The organism is Actinomadura sp. J1-007 (assembly GCF_009793335.1).
In the GTDB taxonomy this organism is placed as follows: domain Bacteria; phylum Actinomycetota; class Actinomycetes; order Streptosporangiales; family Streptosporangiaceae; genus Spirillospora; species Spirillospora yumaensis.
This window is the reverse complement of the sequence record NZ_WING01000001.1, coordinates 1046737-1063797: the sequence shown is the minus strand read 5'-3', so window position 1 is coordinate 1063797 and position 17061 is coordinate 1046737. Positions and strand designations below refer to the sequence as shown.

Below are 17061 nucleotides of genomic sequence, written 5' to 3'. Positions count from 1 at the left end.
GACATGCAGACGTTCGCGTTCTGGGCACTGGCCGCCGCGGCGGTCGGGACCGGCGTCGCGGTGTTCGCGGTCGACTCGATGGCGCGGGCGACGTTCTCGCTGCTCGCGTCGTTCCTGTGCGTGGCGGGGCTGCTGCTGCTCGCGGGCCTCCAGTACCTCGGCGCGCTGGTCGTCCTGATGATGGTCATGGAGATGCTGGTGATGGCCGTCTTCATGATCATGTACATGATGAACCCGGCCGGGCTGATGCCGATGACGATGGTGCACAACCGGCGCGGCGCGCTGCTGGTCTCCGGCGGGCTCTTCGCCGTGATGGCGGCGGGGATCCTCCTCGTCCGCTGGCCGGAACGGCGCGGCCGCCCGCCCGCCGACCCGACGGCCGACCTCGGCATGGCGCTGATGGGCCCGAAGATGCTGGTCATGATGGTGATCGGGATCGCGATCCTGGCCACCATGATCGCCTCGGTGGTGCTGGCCGTCCGCGGCGGCCGCTACGGCCGCGCCGAGGGGGACGGCGCGGGCGGGGACGGCGCGAACGGCGGTGGTGCGGGGTGAGCCTGGAGGCGTTCTTGCTGGTGGCGGCGGCGCTGTTCTGCGTCGGGCTGTTCGGGGCGCTGTCGCAGCAGTCGATCGTGATGCTGATGATGGGCCTGGAGCTCATGATCAACGGGGTGGTGGTGGCGGGCGCCGGGTTCTGGCTGCGCGTCGCGCCGAACGCCGACGGGCAGGTGCTGCTGCTCGTCGCGATCACGGTGATGGCGCTGGAGATGGCGATGGGCTTCGCCGTCGTCACCGCGCTGTTCCGGGCCCGGGACGTGGACATGACCGACGACGCCGGGGACCTCAAGGGATGATCTGGGCCCTCGTCGCGACGCCGCTCCTGGCCGGAGGGGCGCTGCTGCTGTGCGGGCGCCGCGCCGACCGGTACGCGCCGCGCGCCGGCGTCGCGGTGGCCGCGGCGGTGCTCGCGCTGGCGGTCGCCGCCGCGGCCGTACGTCCGCGCGCGCGTTTCCGGTTCCTGCCCGGCTGGGACTCGGGCCTCGCCGTGGACGGCCTGTCCGCCGCCATGGCCGTGACGGTCGCCGCGATCACGCTGGCCGTCCTGCTGTACGCGGCGGCCGGCCGCGAGCACGAGCGCGCAGGCGTGCGCGTAGGCGTAGGCGATAACGGGGGCGGGGGCGAGGGGGAGGTACGGGAGGCGCGGTTCTTCGGGCTGATGCTCGTGTTCGCGGGGGCGATGCTCGTGGCGGTCACCGCGACGGACCTGGTCCTGCTGCTGATGGGCTGGGAGGTCATGGGCGCCATGTCGTACGCGCTCATCGGGTACTGGTGGGCGGACGGCGGGCGGGTGCGCGCGGCCGGCGTCGCGTTCCTCACGACCCGCGCGGGCGACCTCGGCCTCTACGCTGCGGCTGGGCTCGCCGTCGCCGGAACGGCCGTCGCCGGAACGGGCGCGGCGGGTGCGGGCGCGGCGGGCGCGGCGGACGGCGGAGCCGGTCCGGGGGCGGGGGCGCTCCTGCTCGGCGGGCTCGCGGGTACGGGCGAGCCCTGGCGGGATCTCGTGGCGGCGGGGATCGTCGTCGCGGCGCTGGGGAAGTCGGCGCAGCTCCCGTTCTCGTTCTGGCTGTCGCGGGCGATGGCGGGTCCGAGCCCGGTGTCGGCGCTGCTGCACTCCGCCACGATGGTCGCGGCCGGCGCGTACCTGCTGCTGCGCCTGCGCCCGCTGCTGGACGCCACCGGCTGGGCGGGGCCGCTCGTCGCGTGGGCCGGTGCGCTCACCGCGCTGCTGCTCGGCGCCGTCGCGCTCGCCCAGACGGATCTGAAGCAGCTCCTGGCCGCCTCGACGTGCGCGCAGATCGGGTTCATGGTGCTGGGCGCGGGCACCGGTGCGGTCGCGGGCGGGACGGCGCACCTGGTCGCGCACGCGGCGGTCAAGAGCCTGCTGTTCCTGTGCGCGGGCGCCTGGCTCGCCGTTCTCGGCACCAAGGACCTGGACGGGCTGCGCGGAGCCGCGCGCCGCCACCCGGTCGTCGGCGTCGCGTTCGCGGCGGGCGCGCTCGCGCTGGCCGGGCTGCCGCCGCTGTCGCTGTGGATCACCAAGGACTCCGTCCTCGCCGCCGCCCGGGACGTCTCGCCCGCCCTCTACGTGCTCGGACTCGCCGCGTCCGTGCTGTCGTCCGCCTACGCCGCCAAGGCGCTGCTGGCCGTCTGGCGTCCCGCACCCGAGCCCGCGCCCGAGCCCGCGCACAAGCCCGAGCCCGAGCCCGGGGCGTCGTCGGGTGAACGGGTCGGAGCGCTGCGGGTCCTGCCGCTGCCCGTCCTGGCGGTCGCGGCGTGCGCGCTGGGCGTTCTCGGCCTGCCGGGGGTCGCGGGCCCGTGGCGGCGGGCGCTCGGCGTGCCGGGAGAGCACGGCCCGGACGCGTCCGAACTCGCCGTGTCCGGGGTACTCGCCGCCGCCACGCTGGCCGCGGTCGTCGCCTTCGCCGGACGCCGCACCGCCCCGATCGCGTCCGCGTGGGCGTTCGGGTGGCTCGGGCTGGAGCGGGCGGTGGACGTCGTTGTCGTGCGGCCGGTGTTCGGTGCGGCCCGCGTGCTCGCCGCGTTCGACGACCGGGTGGTGCACGGGTGCGTGCGCGGCGTCGCGCGGGCCGGGCCGTGGGCGGCGGGGCTGGCGGCGCGGCGCGTGGAGGTCCGGGTGGACGGGCTGGTCGCCGCGGTCGGCCGCGGGGCGCGGCGCCTCGCGGTCCTGGCGCGCCGCCCGCAGACCGGGCAGGTCCACACCTACTACGCGCAGGCCGCGGTGCTGCTGGCCGCGCTCGTCCTCATCGCCGTCCTGATCGGGTGACCGTGCTCTCACTGGTGATCTTCCTTCCGCTGGCCGCCGCGCTCGGCCTCGCCGCCGTGCCGCGGGCGCCGCGCCGTGCGGTCCTCGCGGCGTGGATCGGGACGTCGGCCGTGGACCTCGCCCTCGTCGCCGCCCTGTGGATCCGGTACGGAACGGGCGGCGGCGCGGGAAGCGACGGCATCGCGTACGAGGAGAACGCCCGCTGGATCCCGTCGGTCGGCGCGGGCTACCACGTCGGCGTGGACGGCCTGTCGATGCCGCTGCTCGCGCTCACCGCGCTGCTGTTCCTCGCCTGCGCCGTCTACTCCGTACGGCAGGAGCACCGGCTCCGGGCGTTCGCCGTGCTGTTCCTGTTCCTGGAGACGGTGTGTCTCGGGCTGTTCGCGGCGCTGGACCTGCTGCTGTTCTTCGTGTTCTTCGACCTGTCGATCGTCGGCATGTACTTCGTGATCCTGCTCTGGGGGCACGGCGAACGGGCCCGTTCCGCGCTGACGTTCTTCCTCTACACGTTCCTCGGGTCGCTGGTGCTGCTGCTCGGCTTCATCGGCCTGTACCTCGGGGCCGACCCGCACACGTTCGACATGGTCGAGCTGATCCGGCGTCCGCCGCTGGACGGCTCCCCGGGGCTCGCCGCGCTGACGCTCCTCGCGATCGGGATCGGGCTCGGCGTGAAGACGCCGGTCGTGCCGTTCCACACCTGGCTGCCGCCCGCGCACACCGACGCGCCCGCGGCGGGCTCGGCGGTGCTGGCCGGGATCATGCTGAAGATGGGGACGTACGGCCTCGTCCGGATCGCGATGCCGATGCTGCCCGACGCGTGGCGCCGCTACGCGTGGGTGCCGCTGGTGATCGGCCTCCTCGGCGTCCTGTACGGGGCGCTCGTCGCGCTGGCGCAGGACGACCTGAAGCGGCTCGTCGCCTACACCTCCGTCAACCACATGGGCTACGTCGTCCTCGCGCTCGGCGCGGCCGGGTTCTCCGGCGGGACGGCCGCCCGCGAGCTGGCGGTGAGCGGCGCGGTCACGCAGATGGTCAGCCACGGGCTGGTCACCGGCGCGCTGTTCCTGCTGTGCGGCGTCCTCAGCGACCGCGCGGGCAGCTACGCCATCGGCCGGTACGGCGGCGTCGCGCGGGGCGCGCCGGTGTTCGCGGGGCTGACGGCGGTGGCGGCGTTCGCGTCGCTCGGGCTGCCGGGCCTGTCCGGCTTCGTCGCCGAGTTCCAGATCTTCACCGGCGCGATCGGCGCCGGGCGGGCCGGGGTGGCCGCCGCGGCGGCGCTGTCGGTGCTCGGCGTCCTCGTCACGGCGGGACTGTTCCTGCGCGTCCTGCACCGCGTGCTGCTCGGCGGTCCCGGCGAGCTGACGGGACGGGTCACCGACGTGCGCCGTCCCGAGCTGGCCGCGATCGCGCCGCTGCTCGTCCTGTCGCTGGCCGTCGGCGTCGCGCCGCGCCCGCTGCTCGACACGATCGCGCCGCTGTCGGACGCCGTCGTGGCGCTGGTGGCGCGATGAACGAGAACCCCGCCGACCTCGCCCCCGAGCTGTGCGTGCTGATCGCCGCCGTGCTCGGCCTGGTCAACGGGCTGTTCCTGCCCCGCGCCCGGCAGTGGTGGGTCGCGGGCGTGTGCGCGGCCGGGCTGCTGGCCGGCCTGGTCGTGGCGGGCCTCGCCGCGACCAGGCCCGACCTGGCGGCGTTCGACGCGTTCGCGATCGACCCGATCACGCACGTCACCCGGATCGCCGTCCTCGCCACCACCGCCGCCGTCATCGCGCTCGCCGCCGCGACGGTCCGCGGCCACCCGCGCGAGACCGAGTTCTACGTGCTGACGATGCTGTCGGCGCTCGGCGCGATCACGCTCGGGGCGTCGTCGGACCTGCTCGTGCTCGTCGCCGCGTACCTGCTCGCGAGCATCCCCGCGTACGCGCTCGCGGGGTTCGGCAAGGACGCGCCCGGCACCGAGGCGGCGCTGAAGTACTACCTGATGGGCGCGTTCCTCGGCATCCTCATGCTGGCCGGCGCCACCCTGCTGTACGGCGTCGGGCGCGGCACGGCGTACGGGCCGCTGCGCGACGGGCTCGGGACGGCGCCCGCCGCCGCCGTCGGCGCGGCCGTCGTGGCGCTGCTCGCCGGGCTGCTGTTCAAGGCGGGCGCCGTCCCCGGCCACTACTGGGTGCCGGACGTCGCGGAGGGCGCGCCGCCCGTCGTCGCCGCGTTCGCCACGACGGTCCCGAAGATCGGCGCGTTCGCGGCGCTGCTCCGGTTCGGCGCGGACGCGCTGCCGCCCGGCACGTTCGACTGGGCGCCGCTCGTCGCGGTCGTCGCGGCCGCCACGATGACGCTCGGCAACCTCGCCGCGTTCGGCCAGGACAACGTGCGGCGCCTGCTCGCGTACTCCACGGTCAGCCAGGCGGGCTACCTGCTCGTCCCCGTCGCGATGGCCGCCCGCGGCGACCTCGCCGAACCCGCCCTGCTCTACTACGCCGCCGCCTACGCGGTCACCAACCTCGGCGCGTTCGCCGTCGTCGTGGCGGTCGGACGGGACGACCTGGACGGCTACACGGGCCTGCTGCGCGCCTCGCCGCTCCTCGGCGCGTCCCTGGCGGTCTGCCTGCTCGGCCTCGTCGGAACGCCGCCGACCGCCGTGTTCGTCGGGAAGGTGCTGATGTTCGGCGCGGCGCTCGACGGCCACTACGCGTGGCTCGCCGTCCTCGCCGCCGTCAACTCCGTGGCCAGCGTCTTCTACTACCTGCGCTGGATCGTCCCCACGTTCGGCAAGCCTCGGCCCGGCCTCCGCCCGGCCCGCGCGCCGACGGCGATCGCGGTCGCGCTCGCCGCCGCCTCCCTCGCCCTCGGCCTCGCCAGCGGCATAGCCCTCTCCCTGTAGCGGAGGACCCGGTCACGGGGTGTCCTGGAAGCGGGGGGCGCGCAGGTTGGCCAGGCTGTCCTGCTTGTGGGTCCGCTCGTCGTGGCCGATCTGGCGGAGCAGGTCGGCGAGGGAGGCGTAGCGGCCGTACTCCTCGGCGTACGTGGCGGGGGCGGCGGCGTCCTCCAGCTCCGGGTGCTCGGCGACGAACGCCATGTACTCGTGCTCGGCGTGGTCCTCGAAGTCGGCGTTCAGCCGGTAGCTCGCCTCCGGCCGCACGAGGAACAGCATCCACGACACGTGGTAGTAGAAGAACGCCACGAGCCACGGCGCGACGCGGTGCAGCAGGAACGACTGCCGGTGCCCCTCCCGCTGGACGAGGTCCTGGAGGATCAGCAGGTGCCACTGCTCGTTGTCCTGCTCCTCCCGCGTCTCCACGATCCGCTCGTACACCCGCTTGGCGAGCGCGGAGCGGCGGCGGTGGCGGGCGAGCGAGAGGTAGCCCATCCGCTCCCACGCCTGGTACGGGACGCGCGCGATGAACTCCAGCATGGTGAACTTCACCAGCGTGCGCTCGCGCCCGTACACCAGGTCCATCTGCTTGAAGAGCATCCGCGCGAGCAGTCCGTAGCGCAGCCGCGGGTTCTCCAGCGTCTCGATCTGGGCGGCGCGCAGCTCCCACGGCGAGAGCTTGGGCGGCCCGCCCGCACGGGGGCCGGTGGTGGCCGGGTACGTCTCTGTGATCGTCATGCCCTGATCCTGCGCGGACGGTACGGGCCCGCACGTCGGCCGCGAAGAGTCACTTCCCGTACCGCTGGAGACGTCGCCCCCGCCCCCGCGGTACGCCGCCCGGCGTAAGGGAAGTCCCCTAGGGCCTGTCCGGTGGATCGTGTACTGGTCCACGGCGGGATGGTGGCCAGGACGATCGCCGCCCGGTAGTGGCCGGGTCGGCACCGGCGGCGACCTGCCCCGCGGCGCGGCTCCCGGCGGACACGGGCGGGGCGTATGCCGGGAAGCCGGCATACGCCCCGCGTCGTGTGGAGCCGCCTACCGTGTCAGCGGTTGCGGCCGCCCACCGAGGTGGTCAGCGGGTAGTCCTGGGTGAGCGCGTAGGACTTGCCTCCGAAGGTGAGGACGAAGTTGGACGGTGTCGCGATCGGCAGCTGGTAGCTGAGCGCGACGGTGGCGGTTCCGCCGTTCGGGATGCTCGTGTAGTTCGGGACGGTGAGCGTCGCACGATGGAAGTCGCCCTTCAGGCCACCGACGTTGTTGCCGGTGTGGCCCGCCTGGACGGACAGGGTCCAGCCCGTCTGCTGCGTCATGGACGCGGGCGCGGACGTGCCGTAGTCGAACTTGAACGTGGCGCCGCCCGGAATGGCCTGGCCCGAGTTGTTGGTGATGCGCAGCGTCGGAGTGATCGGGTAGTTGGCGTCGCCCACCGGGAACCGGACCAGGTCGACCTTCACGTCGAGCGTCTCCTTGGGCATCGTGTGGTCGGACTTGCGGTTCTGGTACGGGCCGGCGCCCTTGAGCTTGTCGTTGATGAGGCTCGTCAGCGTGTCGCCGATGAAGTACTCGCCCTTGCCGCCGTTGCGGGCCGGGTCCCAGGCGTAGTCGCCGGCGAGCTCCCAGTACATGACGCCGCCGATGCCCTTGTCGACCACGTACTGCGCCTTGGCGGCGATGGACTCGTCGTCCTCGGTGGAAAGGAACACCTTCTTGGTGCTGTTCCACAGCCACGGCGCCTTCATCGTGCTGTCGTACTGGCGCGTGTAGGTGCCGGTGAGACGGTCGGCGGGGTCGTTCACCGGGTCGAGGCCGTAGGCGCCGATGTAGCTGCCCTGGATGCCCTTCTCCAGGTTCTTGGCGTGCCACATCGGGTTGCTGCCCGACGCCTGTTCCACGCCGGCGTTGTCGAGGTCGTGCCAGAGGTTGTCGAGCCCGACCGCGCCGTTCCCGCACGGCGTCGTGGAGCCGACGTCCTTTCCTGTGCCGGGCGGGCACTTCGTCTGGTCGGGCAGTGCGGCCTTGCCCCACAGCCCGTTCGTCCCGCCGGTGACCTGCTGCCATCCGCGGGTGTAGAAGGGCAGGCCGAGGTTGATGCGCCCGGCCTGCATCGCGCCGCGGAAGTAGTGGTAGGCCCAGTCGGTGTTCAGATAGCCCATTCCGTAGGCGTTGTAGACGCCGCCTTCGGCCTGCTCGTTGTCCTTGCCGTCGTCGTAGAGGGCCGCGTTCGGGCCGACGAAATGGTTCCAGGAACCGTGCAGGTCGTACGTCATGATGTTGGCGTAGTCCAGGTAGGGCGTGACCTGGTAGCTGTCGTGCCCGCGCAGGATCCACCCGGACGCCGAGACGGCGGCCGTCAGCATGTAGTACTTGCCGTCGGCTGCGCTGGCCGCGTCCAGCTTCTCTCGCAGCGTCTTCATCAGCGCGACGTATCCGGCCATCAGCTTGGCGCGCCGCGCGTTGGAGAAGGTGAAGTCGTCGGGGTGCCCGGCGTACTTCATCGAGGTCGCGTACTCGTAGTCGATGTCGGCGCCGTTGAACCCGTACTGCCGCAGGAACGAGACGACCGAGTCGGCAAAGGTGTTGATCTTGTCCTGGCTGTCGGTCAGCGTGTAGAAACCGCCGGACGCGACGCGCTTTCCGTTGTCGTCGAGGTAGCCGCCGGTCTCCGCCCAGCCGCCGATCGAGACCAGCGTCTTGACGTTCGGGTGCTGCTTTTTGAACTTGTTGAGCAGGTTGAAGTGGCCCTTGTACGAATAGGCCGGGTCCATCTCCGCGCCCTTCACGCCCGGCCATTCCATGCCGATCGCCGGGTTGTTCGCGTTGTCGCCGCCGACCGACACCTTGTTCTGGCCGTCGATGTGGGCGAAGGCGTAGTTGATGTGAGTGACCTTGTCCCAGGGGACGTCGCTGGCGAGGTAGCGCGGCGCGCCGTTCTTGCCGTCCCGCCAGCCCGTGAAGTAGCCGATGGACCGGCGCGGGTGGCCGTCGCCCATCTTCTCGCGGCCGCCGTCGTCGTAGACCTCGCAGTACGGCGGCGTGACGCCCGGCGTCTGGTAGAGGCCGTCGGGGCGGCAGCCGGCCGTCCCGGAACCGATCTTCGCGGTGACCTCGTTGCTCAGCTCGGACACCTGGCCCGTGCCGTCCTTGGCGCGCACCGCGAAGCGGTAGCTGCCCGCGGTCAGCCCGGACACGGTGGCGCTCGTGCCGGTCACCGACTGGACGACCGAGCCGTTCTGGAGCACGTCGTACCCGGTCACGCCGTGGTCGTCGGTGGCGGCGCCCCAGCTCAGGCTGACCGAGTCGGCCGCGACGCCGGTGACGCGCAGCTCGCCCGGCTTGGACGGCGGCATGTCCTCGCCCGTCCCGGGGGTGGTGACGGTGACCGCTGGCGCGGCCTGGGAGACCTGGTCGGCGGTGTCGCGGGCGCGCACGGTGAAGGTGTAGCGGCCGCCCGCCTTCAGACCGTCGATCTTCGCGGTGGTGCCGGTGACGGTGGCCGCGACGGCGGTGTCGTTCAGCACCTCGTAGTTCTTGATGCCCTTGTCGTCGGTCGCGGCGTCCCAGGCCAGGGAGACGGACGTGGCGGTGACCTCGGTGGTGCGGAGGTTCGCGGGCGCGCTCGGCGGGGCGTCCACGGTGCCGCCGCCGCACGGCCGGCCGTCGAGCAGGCAGTTCTGCGGCTCGGTCAGCGTGCCGGTGAAGGAGACGAGGAAGCCGAACGACGCGGTGGCGCCCGGCGCGACCGAGCCGTTGTACTCGCGGTTGGTGAACGTGTGGTGGCTGCCCGAACTGGCGAGGGAGGCGTCCCAGTAGGAGCCCATCCGCACGTTGGACGCGAGATCGAATTCGAGCTTCCAGCCCGACATGGACGCGCTGCCGCCGTTGGTGATGGTGCAGGCGTACTGCGCGCCGCCGCCCCATTCCTGAACGGTGCGGCAGGCGGCGGTCGGCTCGGCTGCGCTGGCGGGCGTGGTGACGGCGACGGACAGACCGAGCATCAGGAGGAGCGCGGTGCATCCGGCGAGGATCGCCCGGAGCGGGGAACGGCGTGCGGCCACGGCAATCCTGCTCCTTCATTAATTAGGAAAGTATCCAAATTGTGGTGACCATAACCGCACTTCAACGGGCTGGCAAGCTGTGAAATTCAACGGTGCCATTCAGTCTGAATCGGTCCAGCAAGAGCACTGGACCACTGAAAAAGTCACCCATCGTGACCGGCCGGAAGCGTCCGCCGGGGGCGCGCGAAGACGCGGCGGAGACTGCTGTTCGGCGCCGGCCGGCCCTAGGGGGCGAACCGGCGCGCCACCGTGTGGAACGACTGCTTCGGCTCGAAGTGGCCCGTCGCCGCGTAGCCCTTGCCCGACTCCGGCGGGAGCACCTTGACCAGCGAGAATCCCGCCATGTCGTAGTCGTACAGGCGCTTGCCGTTGTGCGGCGAGTCGGACTCGATGAAGTTGTAGACGAACGCGCCGTACACGCCCTGCGCCTCGTACACGTCGAGCAGTTCGGAGATGTAGGCGGACTGGGTGCGCTCGTCGCGGACGTAGCCGGGCCGCACCACCGGTGGCTCCTTCGCCCAGTCGATGATCTGGAAGCCGTCGCCGCCCCGCTCGTCCGCGCCCCGGTACGTGCAGCACCCGAACTCGGTGATCACGACCGGCTTGCCGAACCGGTGCAGCGCCCGCACGTCCCGCTCGTAGGACGCCTCGTTGGACGCGTCGCGGTAGAGGTCGACGCCGACCGCGTCGAAGCCGCGCCAGCGCACCTCCTCCCACACGCCCGAGGAGTAGGTGACCCGGCCGCCGAACACCGGGCGCACCGCCTTGAGCGCCCCGGCGAGGAACGCGTTGAGCCGTTCGTTGTAGCCCGCCGCCTCCGGCGTGCCGAGCGCGGCGCCCCGCTCCTCCCAGTTCCGGCCGGGCACGAGGCCGTCCATGAAGATCGTCAGCTCGCAGCCGAGGGACAGGCCGACCCCGTGGCCGCGCCTCCGCAGGCGCTCCCCGTACCGCGCCACCTCCAGCACGAACGCCAGGGTGTCCTTCGCGCCGTGATCGAATTTGCGGGGCTCGAACCAGACGAACATCCCCTCCGCCGCCGCGTGCTCCGCCGCCTCCCTCAGCCGCCGCAGGTCGGACCCGAGCAGGATGACCGCGTTGCAGTGCAGGTCGCGCCGGATCGTCCGCATCTCGCGCCGGACGTACTCGCCGCGCCACACCTCCCGCTCGGTGTCGTAGTTGACCCCGCGCTGCGGCAGCCGCCCCGCCGGCGCGGCATCGGCCCGCGCGGCGGCGGGCCGCAAGGCGGACCAGCCCTGGTCGGTGCCGGACGCCGCCGTGAGCGCGACCGCGCCGAGCCCTCCCGCCAGTACGCTCCTGCGGCCGAACGACGCTTCACCCATCGGACACTCCTCGCTTGTCGGGCCACCCGACCGCGAGTCTCCGCCGCCCGCCGCGCCCCCCGCATCGGCCACCTGGGGCCGGGGGACAGACCAAAGTCGGTGCGTCTAGCCGCCGGAGGTATGGCGAAGGACGGCGGGCACCACGACGTCCCAGACCCGGCACGGGAGCTCCTGCCCCGTCTCGGGCAGGACGAGCAGCTCGGCGCCCGGGATCTCGCGCGCCAGCGCCCGCCCGTTGCCGATCGGGAAGAACGGGTCGTCGTCGCCGTGGACGACCAGCGTCGGCGCGGTGACCTCGGGCAGCCGCTCGCGCCACCGCTCGCCGCAGTCCATCGCGGCGAACGCGGTCCCGAGCTGGTTGGACCGCTGGAACCGCCCGCCGGCCCGGTCGAAGATCCTCCCGGCCCGCTCCCGCACCTCGGCCTCGTCGACGCCCCGCGTGCCGCCGAAGACCCGCGCGTGCGCGACCATGTACTCGACCACGTCGTCCCGGTCGGACCAGTCCGGCTTCGGGGCGCCCGTCACGAACGCCATCAGCTCGGGCGCGTGCTCGGGCAGGTCGGCGTCGGCGGGGCCCGGGGCCGTGGGCCGCGTCCCGACCAGGGTCAGCGACGCGACCCGGTCCGGGTGGTCCAGCGCGAGGAGCTGGGCGATCCAGCCGCCGGGCCCGAACCCCGCCACGTGCGCGCGGGGGAGCCCGAACGCGTCGAGCACGCCCACCGCGTCCGCGACGAGATCGCGCAACGTGTAGCCGGGCGCGTCCGGGTCGACCGTGACCGAACGGCCCGTGTCGCGCAGGTCGTACCGCACGACGAACCGCCGCCCCGCCGCGAGCCGCGCGCACAGGCCGTCGGGCCACGTCAGCATCGAGAGGCCGACGAGCAGCAGCGGCGGGTCGCCGCCGTCCCCGAACGTCTCCGTGCAGATACCGCCAGATGTCCCGTCCATCGATGCCTCCCTCTCGGTTCCCCATTCAGACCGACCCGGAAGCCGGAATTCATCGCACCCCTAAACCGCTCCCGCCCCGGTCCGGCCCGGTCCGGCCCGGCCCGGCACGCGAGCGGCGGCCCTAGCGGACGGTCTGGACGCGCGCGGTCGCCGTCGCGACCGCGACCGGTCTGCCGTCGGGCCCGGCCAGCTCCCCGGCGAGGAAGCACACCTCCCTGCCGCGCTGGACGATCCGGCCGTGCCCGATGAGCCGTCCCGGACGGGCGGGCCGGAGGTACTGGACGTGCAGGTCGAGGGTCGGCGCGAAACGGTCGGGCGGGAGCGTCGCCACCAGCGCCGGGCCGAGCGTGTCGTCGAGCATCGCCGCCAGGAACCCGCCCTGGATCACGCCCATCGGATTGGTGAACGACTCGCCCGCCTGGAACGCCACCTCGATCGTCCCCTGCTCGGGGTCGACGGCGACGAGCTCCCAGCCGAGGAGCTCCGCCGCGGGCGGCGGCGGGACCCGGCCCGCCACGACGTCCCAGAACGGGCCCTGCCTCTGAACGTCCATGGGCGGCATTGAACAGGCCGCCACCGACAGAACCGGGTCAGGGCAGCAGGCCGCGCGTCCGGGCGAGGTCCAGCGCGGCCCGGGCGGCGGGCGCCAGCAGGCCGCGGTCGGCCGGGGCGACGTAGTGGAACTCGTCCACCTCGTTCGTCGCCGCGATGTCGCCCCGGTAGGCGGCGGTGAAGCAGGCCATGCGGACGTGGGCGTGGGCGGGCTGGTCGTGGGCGGGGGCGCGCACGACGCCGAGCTCGCGGAACGTGGCGGCGTCGAGTTCGAGGGCGAGCTCCTCGCGCACCTCGCGCGACAGCGCCGACCAGTCGGTCTCGCCCGCCTCCCGCTTGCCGCCGGGAAGGTACAGCAGGTCGCGTCCGCGCGACCGGACGGCCAGCATCCGGCCCTCGTGAACCTGCACCCACGCGACGACGTCGAGATCCTCCATGGCGATCAGTCTCCCACCGCCCCGCCGCGGGCCGGGAGCGCGGCGGCGGGTCAGGAGTCGGACGCGCGGAGGGTGGCGAGGGCCGAGGTGGTCGCGAGGAAGAGCTCGACGCACTCGTCCAGGAGGCGGTCGCGGGGGGTGGACGGGTCCCGCATCCACGCGGTCAGCGTCTCGGCGAAGCCTCCGACCAGGAAGCGGGAGATCAGGATCAGGTGCCGGTCGCTCGGGGCCTCGCCGTCGCCGTACGCGTCGCGGGTGCGGTCGGCGACGAGGCGGGCGATGCGCTCGCCCGCGCTCAGGCGGCGCTCGGCGAGCGGCGGGCTGCCCATGGCCACGGTGAGCACGACGTGCCCCTTGCGGGGGTCGTCGCCGATGAAGTCGATCGCGGTGCCGAGGCCCGTGCGCAGGCGGCCCCGGGTGTCGGCCGGGGCGTCCGCGAGCGCCTCGGTCCCGGCCCGGACGAGCTGCTCGACGATGTCGTCGAACACGGCGACGATCAGCGAGTCCAGGTCGGGGAAGCTCTCGTAGAAGTAGCGGGCCGCGAGCCCGGCGTGCTCGCAGACCTTGCGCAGGGTCGTGGCCTGGAGGCCGCCGGTGCCGAGCAGGTCCAGCCCGGCCTCCAGCAGCCGGGCGCGGCGCTCGGCGCGGCGCGCGTCGGCGTCGACGCCGCCGTAGACCCGGGGTGACGCGGAGCTCACGCCCCCCATCTTGACACAGCCGTTTCTTGATCTCTAAATTCTGCACACAGGCGTTTACTGATCTGGAGGCGGCATGACCGAGCTTGCCGAACGGGCGGACGCCGCCCCCGTCCCCCGTGCGCACACCGAGCTGATGACCGGCCTCGCGCTGGTCGCGGGCGGCGCGAACGTCATCATGCAGCTCTCCCGGCGCCCCGTCGGGCGCGGCGTGGTCGAGAGCAAGGTCGACAGCGGACGGCTGGACCTGCACCCGGTCAAGCGCACCCGCACGACCCTCACCTACCTCGTGGTCGCGGCCGTCGGCACGCCCGAGGAGCGGGAGTGGATGCGCCAGGAGGTCAACAGGTCGCACCGGCTGGTCCGTTCGGACGAGGACAGCCCGGTCCGCTACAACGCGTTCGACCGCGAACTCCAGCTCTGGGTCGCCGCCTGCATCTACCGGGGTACGAGGACACCTACCGGGCGTTCTACGGCGACCCCGGCCCGGAGACGCTGCGCCGGTTCTACGAGCACGGCGCCCGCTTCGGGACGACCCTCCAGGTGCGGCCCGACATGTGGCCCGCCGACCGGGAGGCGTTCGAGGCGTACTGGAAGGAGTCCGTCCAGCGGATCGAGGTCGACCGCCAGACGCGCGCCTACCTGCGCGGGATCGCGGAGGTGAGGTTCCTCCCGGGCCCGCTCGCCAAGGTCCTCGGCCCGTTCAACCGGGTCATGACGGTCGGGTTCCTGCCGCAGGAGTTCCGCGACGAGCTCGGCTACGAGTGGACGGGCCGCGACCGGGCCGTCTTCGCCGCCGCGCTGAAGGGCATGGCCGTGGCCAACCGGCTGATGCCGGGGCCGCTGCGCAGGTTCCCGTTCAACGTCTACCTGTGGGACTTCCGCCGCCGCATGCGCAAGGGCCGCTCCTTCGTCTGAAGCGGCCCCGCCCTCTGCAGACCGCTCGCCCTCAGCGGGGCGCCGGGGCGGGCTCGGTCGGGGCAGGCACGGTCGGGGCGCGGCGGATCGTCAGCGTGCCGTCGTCGTCCAGGGCGAAACGTTCGGCGGCCGAGCCCTGGTTGACCGCCAGCCCGAGCCAGCCGGACGAGTCGACCCACACCAGCGGCTCCCCGCGCGCGACGCTCCCGAACGTCTCGGCGAACGGCGCGCGGACGCGGCGCGGCGTCCCGTCCGCGCCGGTCAGGGACAGGTCGAGCGGGTCGCCGTACGCGACGCCGCCGAGCGCCGCCGCGAGGTCGTCCCGGCCGGCGTGCAGGACCAGGCTCCCGTAGCGGTCGGTGTAGAGCACCCCGGCCGTCAGCTCGCCCTCGCGGACGGACGGCGCGCGGACGTCCAGCGGGACCAGCGCGTCGGGATCGACCGCCGGGCCGAGGTCGGCGACCTCGACGCCGCGCGCCACGTGCGCCCCGGCGGGCGCGAACACGTCGCGGCCGTGGAACGTGGTCGAGACCGACTCCTGCCGGTAGGCGGGGTTCTCCAAGACGTGCGCCCGGACGGCTCCGCCGAGCTTCTCGGCGGCGGGCGGCAGCAGGCCGTTGTCTGGGCCGATCAGCACGTCGCCGCGCCCGGTCACGACCGCGACGGGCCGCCGGGGCGTGCCGACGCCCGGATCGACGATCCCGATGTGCACGCCCACCGGCAGGTACGGCAGCGCCTGGCGCAGCAGCATCGCCCCCTCGCGCACCCGGTACGGCGTGATCTCGTCGCTCAGCACCAGCACGGCGGCCGTCGGCGCGATCGCGTGGACGACCCCGGCGCACGTGCCGGTGTAGGCGGCCCCGAAGTCGGTGGCGAGGCTGACGAACGGACGGCTCTCGGACACGGAACGACCCTCACGACCCGGCGGACCTGCGGAAACGACGAACGGCGCGGCGCCGGGCGTGCGCGCGGCACGGCCGCCCGAGGCGTTCGGCCCGAGGCTATCGCCGGGCGCGGCGTTACGTAAGCTCGCCCCCATGCGCGCCGAGTCCCTCGACCCCGTCCTGCTGCGGACGTTCGCGGCAGTCGCCGACCTCGGGTCGTTCACCGCCGCCGCGTCCGCCGAGGGCTACACGCAGTCGGCGGTCTCGCGGCAGATCGCCGCGCTGGAGGAGGTGTGCGGCGTCGAGCTGTTCGCGCGCGGCGCGCGGGGCGTACGGCCGACCCCGGCGGGGGAGTACCTGCTCCCGCACGCGCGCGCGTTGCTCGAACGGCTCGCCGACACCGCCCGCGCGCTCGACGGCCTGCGGCGGCTCGACGCCGGGACGCTGAGGCTCGGCGCGTTCCCGACGGCCACCACGGCGCTCGTCCCGCGCGCGCTCGCCCGGTTCCGCGCCCGGCATCCCGGCGTGCGCCCGTCGCTGCGCGAGGGCACCACCGAACGGCTGCTCCCCATGCTCGAAGCCGGCGACCTCGACCTCGCCGTGGTGAGCACGCACAAGACCCCGGACCTCGCCGCCGCGGACCTCGTCCACCTGCTGGACGATCCGCTGCTGGTCGCGCTGCCCGCCGGCCACCGCCTCGCCGGCCGGGACCGCGTCCCGATGGCCGAACTGGCGGACGACCCGTGGATCGTCGCCGACACCCCCGAGGCCGTCGCCGCGCTGCGGGCCCGCTGCGAGGCCGCCGGGTTCGTGCCCGAGACGCCGCTGCGGGCGTCCGAATGGCTGTCGAAGCTGGGCCTGGTCGCCGGAGGGCTCGGGGTCACGCTCGTGCCCGCGCTCGCCGCCGGCGCGGCGGCCACCGACGGCGTTGTGCTGCGCCCCGTCGCCCCCGAACCGCTCCGCCGGACGGTCTACGCGGCCGTGGCCCGGCACGCGCGGCGCTTCCCGCCGGTGACCGCCTTCCTGGACGACCTGCGCGCCGCCGCCGGGCCTCAGCCGGGCAGCGCGGCGACGACTTCCACCTCCAGCAGCGCGTCCGGGTGAAACAGGCGGGGCACCTCCACCGTGGTGCTCGTCGGAAGTCCGCCGCCGAAGAACGGGCCGCGCACCTCGGCGTACTCGGCGAGCAGCCCCAGGTCGGTGACGAACGTGCGCACGTTGACCACGTCGGCGAACGACGCGTCGTGCGCCGCGAGGATCCGTTCCAGGATCGAGAACACGACCTCCGACTGCCTGGCCATGTCGCCCGGCGCGTCGATCCCGCCGTCCGCCCCGAGCGCGATCTGTCCTGAGACGTACAGCATCGGCCCCGACGTGACCTGGACGGCGTGGGAGTAGCGGCCGGGCGGCGGCGCGGGAACGGTCGCCGGGTCGCTGCGGGTGAGACGCATAGCGGGATCAACCTCCGTCGTTCGGATTCGGCCCGAACGACGCTAGGCCGCGGCCAGACAT

At 73.5% G+C, this 17061-nt stretch carries 15 protein-coding genes and 1 pseudogene; 7 read left to right on the top strand and 9 right to left on the bottom strand.

The features are described 5' to 3' along the window. Nucleotides 1–3: 3 nt before the first annotated feature. The 5 genes from GEV43_RS04835 to GEV43_RS04815 are packed head-to-tail and all read left to right on the top strand — an operon-like array spanning nt 4 to nt 5729. A complete protein-coding gene (locus GEV43_RS04835) occupies nt 4–555 on the top strand; it encodes an NADH-quinone oxidoreductase subunit J (protein ID WP_160819646.1) in 552 nt (183 codons plus the stop codon). Further along, nucleotides 552–854 carry an NADH-quinone oxidoreductase subunit NuoK gene (nuoK, locus tag GEV43_RS04830; protein WP_160819645.1) on the top strand — a complete coding sequence of 101 codons (303 nt, stop codon included), beginning with the start codon at nt 552–554 and terminating at the stop codon, nt 852–854. The genes GEV43_RS04835 and nuoK overlap by 4 nt, the downstream gene beginning before the upstream one ends. Further along, a complete protein-coding gene (locus tag GEV43_RS04825; protein WP_160819644.1) occupies nt 851–2845 on the top strand; it encodes a proton-conducting transporter membrane subunit in 1995 nt (664 codons plus the stop codon). Before nuoK ends, GEV43_RS04825 begins: the two co-directional genes overlap by 4 nt. After that, the gene (locus tag GEV43_RS04820; RefSeq protein WP_309239458.1) at nt 2842–4356 is read left to right on the top strand and encodes an NADH-quinone oxidoreductase subunit M; all 1515 of its coding nucleotides are present in this window, start codon (nt 2842–2844) and stop codon (nt 4354–4356) included. Before GEV43_RS04825 ends, GEV43_RS04820 begins: the two co-directional genes overlap by 4 nt. Continuing rightward, entirely contained in the window at nt 4353–5729 is a 1377-nt protein-coding gene (locus GEV43_RS04815; RefSeq protein ID WP_160819643.1) for an NADH-quinone oxidoreductase subunit N, read from the top strand. Before GEV43_RS04820 ends, GEV43_RS04815 begins: the two co-directional genes overlap by 4 nt. Before the next feature lie 12 nt (nt 5730–5741). On the opposite strand, the gene GEV43_RS04810 is transcribed toward GEV43_RS04815, so the two are convergent. From GEV43_RS04810 to GEV43_RS04780, 7 genes are all read right to left on the bottom strand, one after another. Further along, nucleotides 5742–6458 (bottom strand): alternative oxidase, encoded by a 717-nt coding sequence (locus GEV43_RS04810; RefSeq protein WP_160819642.1) that lies wholly within the window; start codon nt 6456–6458, stop codon nt 5742–5744. 305 nt (nt 6459–6763) lie between these two features. Continuing rightward, nucleotides 6764–9775, bottom strand: coding sequence for a chitinase C-terminal domain-containing protein (locus tag GEV43_RS04805; protein WP_160819641.1), 3012 nt, complete (start codon nt 9773–9775; stop codon nt 6764–6766). 224 nt (nt 9776–9999) lie between these two features. Further along, entirely contained in the window at nt 10000–11115 is a 1116-nt protein-coding gene (locus GEV43_RS04800; protein WP_160819640.1) for an abortive infection protein, read from the bottom strand. Nucleotides 11116–11220: 105 nt separating this feature from the next. Beyond that, nucleotides 11221–12063, bottom strand: coding sequence for an alpha/beta fold hydrolase (locus GEV43_RS04795; RefSeq protein ID WP_160819639.1), 843 nt, complete (start codon nt 12061–12063; stop codon nt 11221–11223). A gap of 121 nt (nt 12064–12184) precedes the next feature. Then, nucleotides 12185–12616 (bottom strand): PaaI family thioesterase, encoded by a 432-nt coding sequence (locus GEV43_RS04790; protein ID WP_160819638.1) that lies wholly within the window; start codon nt 12614–12616, stop codon nt 12185–12187. Between the two features lie 37 nt (nt 12617–12653). After that, nucleotides 12654–13052 carry an NUDIX domain-containing protein gene (locus GEV43_RS04785; protein WP_160819637.1) on the bottom strand — a complete coding sequence of 133 codons (399 nt, stop codon included), beginning with the start codon at nt 13050–13052 and terminating at the stop codon, nt 12654–12656. A gap of 50 nt (nt 13053–13102) precedes the next feature. Continuing rightward, nucleotides 13103–13750: a TetR/AcrR family transcriptional regulator gene (locus GEV43_RS04780; protein ID WP_160819636.1), complete on the bottom strand. Its 648-nt coding sequence runs from the start codon at nt 13748–13750 to the stop codon at nt 13103–13105. 73 nt (nt 13751–13823) lie between these two features. Here GEV43_RS04780 and GEV43_RS49435 point away from each other — a divergent pair. After that, a pseudogene (locus GEV43_RS49435) lies at nt 13824–14665 on the top strand (oxygenase MpaB family protein). A gap of 31 nt (nt 14666–14696) precedes the next feature. Here GEV43_RS49435 and GEV43_RS04770 read toward each other — a convergent pair. Next, nucleotides 14697–15569, bottom strand: a complete 873-nt coding sequence (locus GEV43_RS04770; RefSeq protein WP_309239456.1) for an SAM-dependent chlorinase/fluorinase — start codon at nt 15567–15569, stop codon at nt 14697–14699. Between the two features lie 133 nt (nt 15570–15702). On the opposite strand from GEV43_RS04770, the gene GEV43_RS04765 reads away from it, so the two are divergent. Further along, nucleotides 15703–16653, top strand: coding sequence for a LysR family transcriptional regulator (locus tag GEV43_RS04765; RefSeq protein ID WP_160819634.1), 951 nt, complete (start codon nt 15703–15705; stop codon nt 16651–16653). On the opposite strand, the gene GEV43_RS04760 is transcribed toward GEV43_RS04765, so the two are convergent. Continuing rightward, nucleotides 16602–17000 (bottom strand): RidA family protein, encoded by a 399-nt coding sequence (locus tag GEV43_RS04760; protein WP_160819633.1) that lies wholly within the window; start codon nt 16998–17000, stop codon nt 16602–16604. The two genes, GEV43_RS04765 and GEV43_RS04760, sit on opposite strands and share 52 nt — an antisense overlap. Between the last annotated feature and the right edge of the window lie 61 nt (nt 17001–17061).

Bases quoted from the DNA above. Each gene is read 5' to 3' on its own strand.
- GEV43_RS04765 (WP_160819634.1), top strand. From the start codon at position 15,703: ATGCGCGCCGAGTCCCTCGACCCCGTCCTGCTGCGGACGTTCGCGGCA.
- GEV43_RS04815 (WP_160819643.1), top strand. From the start codon at position 4,353: ATGAACGAGAACCCCGCCGACCTCGCCCCCGAGCTGTGCGTGCTGATC.
- GEV43_RS04835 (WP_160819646.1), top strand. From the start codon at position 4: ATGCAGACGTTCGCGTTCTGGGCACTGGCCGCCGCGGCGGTCGGGACC.
- GEV43_RS04795 (WP_160819639.1), bottom strand. From the start codon at position 12,063: ATGGACGGGACATCTGGCGGTATCTGCACGGAGACGTTCGGGGACGGC.
- GEV43_RS04790 (WP_160819638.1), bottom strand. From the start codon at position 12,616: ATGGACGTTCAGAGGCAGGGCCCGTTCTGGGACGTCGTGGCGGGCCGG.
- GEV43_RS04760 (WP_160819633.1), bottom strand. From the start codon at position 17,000: ATGCGTCTCACCCGCAGCGACCCGGCGACCGTTCCCGCGCCGCCGCCC.
- GEV43_RS04785 (WP_160819637.1), bottom strand. From the start codon at position 13,052: ATGGAGGATCTCGACGTCGTCGCGTGGGTGCAGGTTCACGAGGGCCGG.
- GEV43_RS04825 (WP_160819644.1), top strand. From the start codon at position 851: ATGATCTGGGCCCTCGTCGCGACGCCGCTCCTGGCCGGAGGGGCGCTG.
- GEV43_RS04800 (WP_160819640.1), bottom strand. From the start codon at position 11,115: ATGGGTGAAGCGTCGTTCGGCCGCAGGAGCGTACTGGCGGGAGGGCTC.
- GEV43_RS04810 (WP_160819642.1), bottom strand. From the start codon at position 6,458: ATGACGATCACAGAGACGTACCCGGCCACCACCGGCCCCCGTGCGGGC.